At 39.9% G+C, this 10654-nt stretch carries 8 protein-coding genes and 1 riboswitch; of the genes, 5 read left to right on the forward strand and 3 right to left on the reverse strand.

Translation table 11 applies throughout. The annotated features are described in order from the left end of the window. The first annotated feature begins 103 nt into the window (after positions 1-103). Positions 104-269, forward strand: a riboswitch (cobalamin riboswitch). Positions 270-306: 37 nt separating this feature from the next. Continuing rightward, positions 307-2157, forward strand: a complete 1851-nt coding sequence (locus tag CWC30_RS16450; protein ID WP_138627648.1) for a TonB-dependent receptor domain-containing protein — start codon at positions 307-309, stop codon at positions 2155-2157. Between the two features lie 66 nt (positions 2158-2223). On the opposite strand, the gene msrA is transcribed toward CWC30_RS16450, so the two are convergent. The 3 genes from msrA to CWC30_RS16465 all read right to left on the reverse strand — a co-directional run bounded on the left by msrA (position 2224) and on the right by CWC30_RS16465 (position 6991). Next, a complete protein-coding gene (gene msrA / locus CWC30_RS16455; protein ID WP_138627645.1) occupies positions 2224-2760 on the reverse strand; it encodes a peptide-methionine (S)-S-oxide reductase MsrA in 537 nt (178 codons plus the stop codon). A gap of 76 nt (positions 2761-2836) precedes the next feature. Beyond that, complete coding sequence (locus CWC30_RS16460; RefSeq protein WP_138627646.1) at positions 2837-5935, reverse strand: efflux RND transporter permease subunit; 3099 nt, start codon at positions 5933-5935, stop codon at positions 2837-2839. Positions 5936-5938: 3 nt separating this feature from the next. Beyond that, positions 5939-6991 carry an efflux RND transporter periplasmic adaptor subunit gene (locus CWC30_RS16465; RefSeq protein ID WP_138627647.1) on the reverse strand — a complete coding sequence of 351 codons (1053 nt, stop codon included), beginning with the start codon at positions 6989-6991 and terminating at the stop codon, positions 5939-5941. Positions 6992-7238: 247 nt separating this feature from the next. Between CWC30_RS16465 and CWC30_RS16470 the strand changes: the two genes are divergently transcribed. The 4 genes from CWC30_RS16470 (at position 7239) to CWC30_RS16485 (ending at position 10550) form a co-directional block, all read left to right on the forward strand. Then, positions 7239-7943: a DUF2982 domain-containing protein gene (locus tag CWC30_RS16470; RefSeq protein ID WP_069438551.1), complete on the forward strand. Its 705-nt coding sequence runs from the start codon at positions 7239-7241 to the stop codon at positions 7941-7943. A 35-nt stretch (positions 7944-7978) separates the two neighbouring features. Next, entirely contained in the window at positions 7979-8311 is a 333-nt protein-coding gene (locus CWC30_RS16475) for a hypothetical protein (RefSeq protein WP_069438552.1), read from the forward strand. Positions 8312-8377: 66 nt separating this feature from the next. Beyond that, entirely contained in the window at positions 8378-10024 is a 1647-nt protein-coding gene (locus CWC30_RS16480; RefSeq protein ID WP_069438553.1) for an Lcl C-terminal domain-containing protein, read from the forward strand. 10 nt (positions 10025-10034) lie between these two features. Next, positions 10035-10550, forward strand: coding sequence for an Lcl C-terminal domain-containing protein (locus tag CWC30_RS16485; RefSeq protein WP_069438554.1), 516 nt, complete (start codon positions 10035-10037; stop codon positions 10548-10550). The last annotated feature ends 104 nt before the right edge of the window (positions 10551-10654 follow it).

The following is a 10654-nucleotide window of genomic DNA, read 5'->3' on the forward strand; positions in this document are numbered from 1 at the left end:
CGAACCCCGAACCCCGAACCCTGAATCTTTGGATTTTTGGATGTTTAGACGTCCATTGACTTTTTTTAGTAAACAGATAACAATAGCAGCCTATTTTCAAGGTGCTTGCTAAACACTTCAATGGTGTGATTTTTTTAGTAGGATAATCGGGAAGTTGGTGCGTTTTCATTGATGAAGTCAATCCCAACACTGCCCCCGCAACGGTAAAGTTATGCTGTATTAAATTATGGTAACTGAGTCCGGAGACCGGCCTTGATTTAATCTTACTTACTAACATCTTTGCGGTGGGCAAAGATAGGGGACATGATGTTAAATAAAACTGCATTGGGTGTGGCCATTTCGGCTGCACTCTCTATTTCTGTATCTGCTGCAGAACAAACCATTGAAAAAATAACCGTTACTGCGAATAAATTTGAACAACCTATAAATGATGTATTAGCAAGTGTTGCAGTTATCGAGCGCGCTGATATTGAAAAAGCGAATTACCGAGATTTACCAGCAATATTAAATACCATAGCTGGGATAGATATTGTTCGTAATGGTGGGTTAGGTCAAAAGGCAGATATATTTGTTCGCGGGGCCAGCGCTAAATATACCTTAGTATTGGTTGATGGCGTAAGAGTGAGCGATGCAAGTTCAGGTAGTGTATCGCTGACGAATATTCCAGTTAACAGTATCGAGCGTGTTGAGCTTATTAAAGGGTCAAGAGCTGCTATTTATGGCTCTGATGCGGTAGCCGGAGTAATTAATATTATCACCCGTAAAGCTTCAAATAACTCGCTTTCGGCTACTTTAGGCAGCCATAGCTACAGTAATTATCAGCTTGCTGGTGGGCTTGTAAAAGAGGCGCTTAGCTTTAATTATAATTTAGGCTACGAAGAGACGGATGGTTTTGATGTAACTGGCAAAGATCCAGCGGCTGAGTACACAAAAGATCATGATGATGATGGCTACAAAAATAAAAACATTGGCTTTAATTTAGCTTATGAACTTGCTGAGCTAGGCCAATTGAGCCTGCAATCTCAGTACAGTGAAGGTGAAGCACAATATGATAATGCATGGGGTAACGATGCCTACGACTTTGAAAATTACACCGCTAAGCTAGGCTGGAAGAAAGCCTCAGATATATATAGCCAAAGTACTTCGGTGAGCGTTTCGCAAGAAGAAAATACCCAAACAGGTACCGATGTGCAGCAAGTGTATAGCACAGAGCGTGTTGAGTTTGAATATCGAGGGCTTTATACCCTTACTGAAGAACTTGATATATCGGGTGGCTTTAATTATTTATCTGAGGATTTATCAAACTCGTCAGCAACGTCATCAGAAGAAAAACGCGATAATAAGGCGTTGTTTATAGGCGCGTTTTATAGCCATAACAAATGGTTAGCAAATGCGGTTGTTAGAACCGATGATTATGACTTCCATGGCCGTGCAAACACTTACAGTACAGGACTTGGTTACAAAGCAAATAACTATGTAACACTACGTTTAAATCACGGTACTGCATTTAGAGCTCCTTCGTTAATTAATGCGTTTGTGACTAACAGCCCGTACTATTTACCAAACAATAATATTAAACCTGAAGAAGCGTTAAATAATGAGCTTGGTATAACTTTAGAAACCCAATGGGGCCGTTATGATATTGCTATTTTCGATAACCGTATCAATAATTTGATTAGTAATAATTATGATGCAGACTCAGGTAAATATATTGCCACTAACATAGATAAAGTATCTATGCAGGGATTTGAGCTGTCGGCAGAGTTTTCAGCGTTAGGCTTTGAACACTCGGTTAATTTTAGCTTTTTAGACGCTACAGATGAAAAAACGAATACCGATTTACCACGTAGACCTTCTGAATCGTTTAATTATCAACTCGCTAAAACATGGGGTGATTTTGATGCCAGCTTGGATATGCAATATCGCTCATCGCGTCCTTCGATTGCGTATTATGACTCGGAGCTCGCTGCTTATACGGTATTTAATATAGCAGCCAATTACCAGTTGCTAGATAATTTGTCGTTAGCTGCTCGAATAGAGAATATTACTGATGAAGAATATTTTACTGCTGCGACGGGCTTTGCTGCCAGTGGTAAGCTATTAGGTTATAACAGCGCAGGAAGAACTTTCTTTGTAGGGGCAAATTATCAGTTTTAGTCACTTATTCTAGTTGCCAAGGAACAAATAGCCCAGCTTATTGCTGGGCTATTTATTAAAAGCACTTTATTCCGATAAAAACTCGCTAAATTCGGTTTCAAACTTATGTAATTTGGGTGCAATTAAAATACTGCAATAGCCCTGCTCAGGATTTTCATTGTAATAGTCCTGATGGTAGTGCTCTGCGGGGTAAAAAGTGGTTGCTGGGCTCACCTCAGTCACTATAGGTTCGCTAACATGACTTCGCAGCTCTGCAATAACTGCCTGTGTTTGTACTTGTTGTTGCTCATTATGATAATACACAACGCTGCGGTATTGAGTGCCTATATCGTTACCTTGGCGATTTAGTTGTGTGGCATCGTGTAGGGTAAAAAACATCGCGAGTAAGGTTTCAAAGCTGATAACACTGGCATCAAATTCAACCTTAATTACCTCTGCATGGCCACTGTTGCCAGTGCAAATAGTTTTGTAGGTTGGGTTATCAGTATGTCCACCAGTATAACCAGAGCAAACACTGAGTACACCTTTTACACGCCTAAATGCTGCATCAATACACCAAAAACAGCCGCCGCCGAGTGTTGCTACTTGTGTGGTCGAACTCATAAGTACTTCCTCAATTGTTAGGGATATGTGCACTGAATAAAGCGCCGTAACAGCTAGTTACGACGCTCTGAGTGACTTAGATCTCTTTAAGCGGTTTTTCAGCGGCTTGCTTATCAAGTTTTTGTTGTAAAAACTCAGGTGATTGTGTATTTCGCGCTAGTGCGTAATAAGCGGCTGGCACCACAAACAGAGTTAGTATGGTTGCCACCGTTACGCCTGTAAATACCACCACACCAATTACCATTCTACTTTCCGAGCCTGGACCGGAAGCCAACACCAAAGGTACGGCACTCATAACCGTTGTTAGGGAAGTCATAATAATAGGGCGCAAACGCTGTGTAGCCGCTTGTAAAATGGCCTCACTAAATTCTACGCCTTTATCACGTAACTGGTTGGTAAATTCAACAATCAGTATACCGTTTTTAGCACTTAACCCTATGAGCATAACAATACCTATTTGGCTGTATATATTAAGCGTTAACCCCATACTCCACAGCCCAAACATGGCACCCATTAAACCAAGTGGCACAGTTAACATAATAACAAATGGATGCATAAAACTTTCAAACTGAGCTGCCAGTACTAAAAAGGTCACGGTTAATGCCAGCACAAACACATAGGTCATGGCTGAGGCACCTTCATAAAACAATTGCGACTCACCTTTATAGTCAATGGCACCATCAATGTCGTTTTCCTCTGTGGCAACCTTGTTTAAAAAGTTTAGTGCTTGTTCTAGCGTGTAACCATCAGCGAGGTTGGCACTTAAAGTAATTGCACGCATTCGGTTATAGCGGTTTAAACGCGAGGCGGTGGCTTCTTCTTTTAATCTAATAAGGCTATCAAGAGGAACAAGTTCTCCGCTACGTGATTTTAGGTAAATATTTGAAATATCAGTCGGGTTGGCAAAGTCTTGTTTTGTGCCCTTTAAAATTACATCGTATTCTTCACCGCGGTCAATAAAGGTGGTTACACGGCGTTGGCCAAGCATGGTTTCAAGTGTACGACCCACATCAGAGACTGATACGCCTAAATCAGCGGCTTTATTTTTATCAATACTGACTAAAAACTGAGGGAAGGTTTCTTTATAATCATGATCAATGCGCACTAACCCAGGGTTTTTCTCTGCTCGTTTAATAATTCTATCGCGCCAATCAGCTAGCTGAGCATAATCATTACCTTGTAAAACAAATTCAATAGGGCGAGATGAACCACCTCCGCCAATACCACGGCGCATAATTGCAAAAGCACGTATATCGGTGACCTCTTGCATTTTACCGCTTATTTCATCCATGACTTCCCAGGTTGAACGTTTGCGTTTATCCCAATCCGCCATACCAACAATGGCTACACCACCACTGCCACCCCAGCCTGGAACTCGCACTAAAACTCGGCTTAGTTCGCCAGATTCAGAGTAAGGCATTAAGCGCTCTTCTATCTTTGCCATATTAGCGGCATTATTCTCATAGCTAGCGCCTTCAGGGCCATTCATAAGTACAAAAAAGGTACCACGGTCTTCTTTAGGGGTAAGTTCAGACGGTATTTGTAAAAATAGTGAATAACTAACAAACCCAGCCAAAACTAAGCTCAGCATTAAGCCCCATTTACGAGTCATGTTTGACGCTAAAGCGTTACGGTATCCATTTTCTAATTTAGTAAAAAAGCGATCCATTACTTGGCTAAACTTACTTTCTTTTTCAGAAGCTTTTAACACCTTTGAACACAATGCCGGAGAGAGTGTTAATGCAGTAATACTGGAGAAGAACACGGCGGCACTTACTGCCATTGCAAATTCTGTAAATAGTGCGCCTATTCGTCCTTCCATAAACACCAATGGTACAAACACAGAGATCAGCACTAGGGTGGTGGCTATAATTGCAAAGCCTACCTCACGGGCGCCGCGATAAGCTGCCAATAAAGGCGGCTCCCCAAGTTCTATGCGGCGGTGAATATTCTCTAGCATTACAATGGCATCATCTACCACTAAGCCTATTGCTAATACTAGTGCCAGTAGAGTTAATAAGTTAATTGAATAACCCATTGCTAATAAAAACATAAAACTACCGACTAAGGCGACCGGTACGGTGACCGCAGGAATAAGTGTGGCGCGAATATTACCTAAAAATATAAAGATAATAAGCACTACTAACCCCATAGAAATTGCTAAAGTTTTATAAACCTCATTAATTGATTCTTTGATAAATACTGAAGAGTCGTAACTGTCTTCTATAGTAGTGCCTTCAGGTAAATTACGTTTTATTTTTTCCAGTTCACTGCGGGCGTTATCAACTACTGTAAGGGTATTTGCTTTGGCTTGTTTAACAATACCCATACCAATCATATTACGGCCATTTCCGCGAAATAAGCTTTCATCATCGGCGGCTTCTAATTTTACGTCAGCCACTTCCCCTAGACGTACTAAATAACCATCTTCACCTCGTTTAATAACAAGGTTTTGAAAATCACGTTGGTTTTTATAGCTGCGTGCAGTGCGCACAGTAAAATCACGGTCTACCGATTCAATTTCACCCGCCGGAAGCTCTACATTTTCACTGCGCAGTGTTTGCTCTATATCACTAGAGGTAATGCCACGGGCTGCCATTGCTTGGCGATTAAGCCATACTTTCATGGCATACTTTCGCTCACCCCCAATACGCACATTTGATACACCATCAACAACGGCCAAACGGTCGACAATAAAACGCTGTGCATAATCAGAAAGCTGCAATGAATCCATGGTTTCACTGTTAAGTACAAACCACGCGATAGGGCTTTCGTCACTATTTGATTTTGATACTTCAGGAGGGCGTACTTGCTCTGGTAGGCTGTCTAATGCCCGTGCAACACGCTCACGTACATCGTTAGAGGCATCGTCTATGTCGCGGTTAATATTAAACTCAATGGTAATGTTTGAGCGGCCATTACGACTCGATGAGTTAATACTTTTAATACCCTCAATCCCCGAAATACGGTTTTCGATAACTTGGGTTATTTTTGTTTCAATAATTTCAGCAGATGCACCGGTATATTCAGTACTAATATTTACAATCGGTGTTTCAATATCAGGGTACTCGCGCAAAGGCAGCATACTAAAAGCAACTAAGCCAAAAGTGAGTAACAGTAAGTTAATAACAATCGCAAAAACGGGGCGTTTGACGCTAGTATCGGTAATTTTCACGTGTTACCCCTTAACGCTTACTTTGCTACCAGAGCGGATTTTGATTATTCCCTCGGTAACAATCTGCTCGCCGTTCTTTAACCCCTTGTCTATTGCAACCCAGCCATTGTTTCTACTTGCAACATGTACCTCTATGCGATTAGCTATGCCATCTTCAATTTGAAAAACATAGTGTTTATCTTGCAGAGGAATAATTGCTTTTTCAGGCACCATCAGCGCTTGATTGCTGCTTAGCTCTAGTGCAGTTTTAAGTAGCATACCAGGGCGAAGTAAACCCGATTTATTAGCAAAACTGGCTGTTACTTCTACACTGCGAGTGATTGAATCAATACGTGAGCTTATATGGGTTACTTTACCGCTGAATGTTTGATCAGGGTAAGCATCGTTTTGAGTGCGAACAATCATTCCGTTTTTCAATTGAGCTAAATACTTTTCAGGCACTTTAAAATCAACTTTTATAATACTAATGTCATCGAGGGTTGTGATCACAGTACTATTATTAATATACGCACCCACCGATATTTCGCGTTTCCCCAGTAATCCAGAAAAAGGCGCGGTGATGGCCATTTCATTGAGTTTGGTTTTAGCACTTTCAAGTTGTGCTTCGCTGGCATCAACGCGAGCGAGTTGTTCTTCAAGCAATGACTTGGCCGTCGCTTGCGAGCGAGAAAGCTCGGTTAGTCTGGCTAATTGGCGTTTTTCTTCTTGTAAATTAATGCTAAGTTCTTTTACTGCAAATTGTTCTTGTTGGTTTTGCAGTTGTACTAATTTTTGTCCTTTGCTGACCAAGTCGCCATCTTCAAAGTAAATGCTAGTGACATAATCGTTTTGGGCGCTTTTAATGTAGATAGCCTGATTAGCACGAGCACTGCCAATGGCTTCAATCATAATTGCGTTTTCTTGCGATCTTACCGTGTGGGCAGAGACTTGCGTTGTCATTGCCGAGTAATTGGCTTGCTCGCCCTGTGATGCAGGAAAATACAAATAAACGCTAAAAATTATTAGTAACGAAATAATAAATGGAAATAAGGCTTTACCTGATTGTTTAGAGTGCATTGTTTTCATACCTGAAAATAGATTATAAGTATTGTACGAAATCAGGACAAAAAAAGGCGGTTATGTATCTCATTAATTTGTGCGTTAAGCGTAAAAATAACTGATACTTAGTCATTGCGCATATTTAACAGTAATAATGGGAGTTAATTGATGAGCTTTAAAACATCATGCAAACGCTGTTTAACGCTGAGAAAGTTAATATTGTGGGCTATTATTATGTTTATATTTTATATGGCGTTTTTTCAGTATGGCTAATATAAATAAACAAATACTAAAATACCGAGCGCAAGGCGCTAAAAATGGAATTGAAATATTAGTGGTCGGCAGCATTGGCTTGATTATTATCATGCTGTTTAATTTATTACGCCCAGGCGAAATAAGTATTATCGAAATTTTTTTAGTAAGTTTATGTATTGCTGCAATTTTAATTGGCTTTTTTAAAACACAAGAACCTTTTTATAGTATTATTTTAACTGAGCAGCAATTAATATATCAGCATAAGTATGGACAATGGCATTTACACCCAGAGAATTTGCACCATTGTGGTATACCTAATGTTGATAATGGCATTGATTACCTTGAGCTTAATGCGATTGGTATTAAGTTAAATGATATAGATTCATTCTTGTCTGCTTTAGCTCCAAGAATTGCGGGTAAATTGTTGATAGAGCAGCGACATTTCTTTATGCAAGTTGTTCAAAAAAATTGCAAAAATGGGCATTGCCCATCAGAATGGTTAGTTGAAGATAATAAATATAGGTCAAAAAAAGGAATTGACTATAATGGGCTCATAGCGATGTTTGCTAATAGGGCTAAGCATCTTCAGCTTTTAACAGGGTATGACTTACTGTTACCAGCGAGTGTAATAGAAAGTGATATTTGGGAATTTAGCGCAAATTTAAATAAATGGAAGCGAGATCCCTCTCAGTTTATAAAGTCGCAGTGTGAATAATAATATAAGCACTCACTGCGGGATTAGGAATAACTATGAGCCAAAACAGATCTTTCATTAAAAGTGGTCGAAACACCATAATACATAAAGACAGAAAACTAGATTTAGTGATTGTTAATGGTGAGACTCACCCTAAAATTAAAGTAACAAGCAATGGTCTTGAGCCATTTAAAGAAGAACTGCCAAAAAACCGCCGAGATGCAAAAGAGCGTTACCTCGATGTTGTTTATATTACGAGTGCTGATGTATTTAGCGAAGAAAAACAATTGTTGTTTATTCAATCCTTAGATGGCCGCGAATATAAAGTAGATTACAGTAAAGTTGGCACTAAATTATTTGTTCGTATTCATCAAGATAGTTACTTGTAGTTTATAATGGCATTTTTTTTGCTTAATAGTTTTATTAGATAATTTTAAGACAAAAAGGTGCTGAGTATGAAAGCAATTTCGTTAATACCACTTATGTCATGTTTGCTTTTGGCTGCATGCGGAGGGGGAGGCGGTGCTGATAACAGTGATATAAAAACATCAGTATTTGCAGGTAACGATCTTCAAGTTGTAGAAAAATCAGAGTTTACTATTTCTGCAAAAGGCTCTCCTGCAAATGGTACATTTACTTGGCAGCGTGTAAGTGGCCCTATTATAGATGTGTTTCCGCTTGAAGGGGCTGAACAAACCATTACTGCACCAGATGTAAAGTCTGACAGTGAACTGGTATTAAGAGTTAGCTATCAAACCTCAGATGGCAGTTTAGTAAATGACGACTTGAGTGTTTTCATTGCCTCTAATAATCAGCTTCCTCTTGCTGTTGTTACTCAAGTTGCTCCTGCAAACTTGCCCTCAGTTTATAAGGATACTGTAACTCTTAGTGGTTTAACTTCCACAGACCCAGATGAAAATGGCGAAATTAGCAGTTATTTGTGGCAATTATTGTCAGGGCCGGATTTAACAATTGATAGCTATACCAATCCAACGCTTAGTTTTTCTCATCCATTATTAGAAAATAACACCAACTTAAAATGGCAGCTCACCGTAACAGATGATGAGGGCGGAGTATCTGCATCACAATTTGATATGACCCTTAATAAAACAGCTCAAGTGATTATTGCCGATGCAGGCGCTAATCAAACAGTAGAAGAGTTTGATAAGGTTATTTTAGATGCCACTGCAAGCGAAGCGGCAACTCAATCTTATCAATGTATGTGGCAACAACTTACCGGTAATGCAGAAACCCTGATTGAATCACAGTCATGTACTGCCAGCTTTTTTGCCTCTGATATTGATTTAAATGCAACGCTTAGCTTTGAAGTACAAGTTATGGACTTAAAAGGGCGCACCGACACAGATACCGTATTTATTGATGTAACACCCAAAGCGCTTGGGTTAATAAATGATACAGGGGTAGGAGAGTGTTATAACAATACTCAGCGAATTAACTGTAATAATGATGAATTTCCAGCTCAAGATGCTGATCTTGGGCGCGATAGTTTTGCCAATCGTTTAGGTAAAGTGGGTAAAGGGAATCTGGCTTTTGATTACACCAAGCTTAATGAGTTTGCCGATGAGCTTCTCGATGATGCGCAAAACTTTAGCTGTATTCGTGATAATACTACCGGCCTTGTTTGGGAAGTGAAAAGCCCTTATTCCGGTGTGTTACCAAATACCACTTTACGAGATGGACAAAACCGCTATATTTGGCAAGGGACTGTCAATAGTGGCGATGTAGCGGGTAGTGATAATACCACATGTCCGAGCAATACTGATTGTGGCTTACAAACCTATATTGATGAAGTTAATGCGCTTGATTTTTGTGGCGGCAGTAATTGGCGTTTACCTACTTATACTGAGTTGTTAGGCTTAATTGATTACGGTAAACAAGGGCAAAATGTATTGATAGATACTGCATTTTTTCCTAATACACCATCGACTAACAGTGTAGGGCATTTACGTTACTGGACCTCACAGACCGCGGTTGATGGTGCCAGTTTATCTCAGGCTTACACTATCGATATGATGGATGGCAATGATTTAGCCTATCCAAAAGATAATACCGCTTACGTACGCTTAGTTAGAAATCGTTAAGGTGATTATTATGAAATTAATTAAAGTCTCTATGTTATTAGCCTTGGGATTATGCCAGTCACTTGCAGCGCAGCAGTGTTATGAAGAGGTAGCGACTAGCGATGATACCGACCGATTTGTGATTAATAATGATGGCACTGTGTCAGATACTAAAACAGGGCTAATGTGGCAGCGCTGTAACTATGGTCAAGTTTATAATAGCGAAACAACTAGCTGCGATGGTGATACTCAACCATTAAACTGGCAGGCCTCACTTAAAGGCGCACTGAATGACACCACGGCAAATTATAACGACTGGCAAGTGCCGAGTATTAAAGAGTTAGCTAGTATAGTAGATCACCGTTGTACCGATCCAAGTATTAATGCGGGTATTTTTTTAGCAACGCAGTCGCAAAATTATTGGTCTAATACCTCGGGTATTAGCAATATAAATTCGGCATGGGTTTATCAATTTTCCAGTGGTTTAAATAGCTTACATGCTAAAACAAGTAACGTATATTTACGCCTAGTACGCTATGAGAAGTAGTTAATTAGGGGCTGTTGATCTTTCAAGGTTAAATTTGCAGCAGTCTGTTTGGTATTTAGGCAAGGCAGAGCCTATGTGGTGTGGTTATTCCCCATAAATAGTCG

Origin of the sequence: Pseudoalteromonas sp. S4741 (genome assembly GCF_005886135.1) — a bacterium.
Taxonomy (GTDB): domain Bacteria; phylum Pseudomonadota; class Gammaproteobacteria; order Enterobacterales; family Alteromonadaceae; genus Pseudoalteromonas; species Pseudoalteromonas tetraodonis.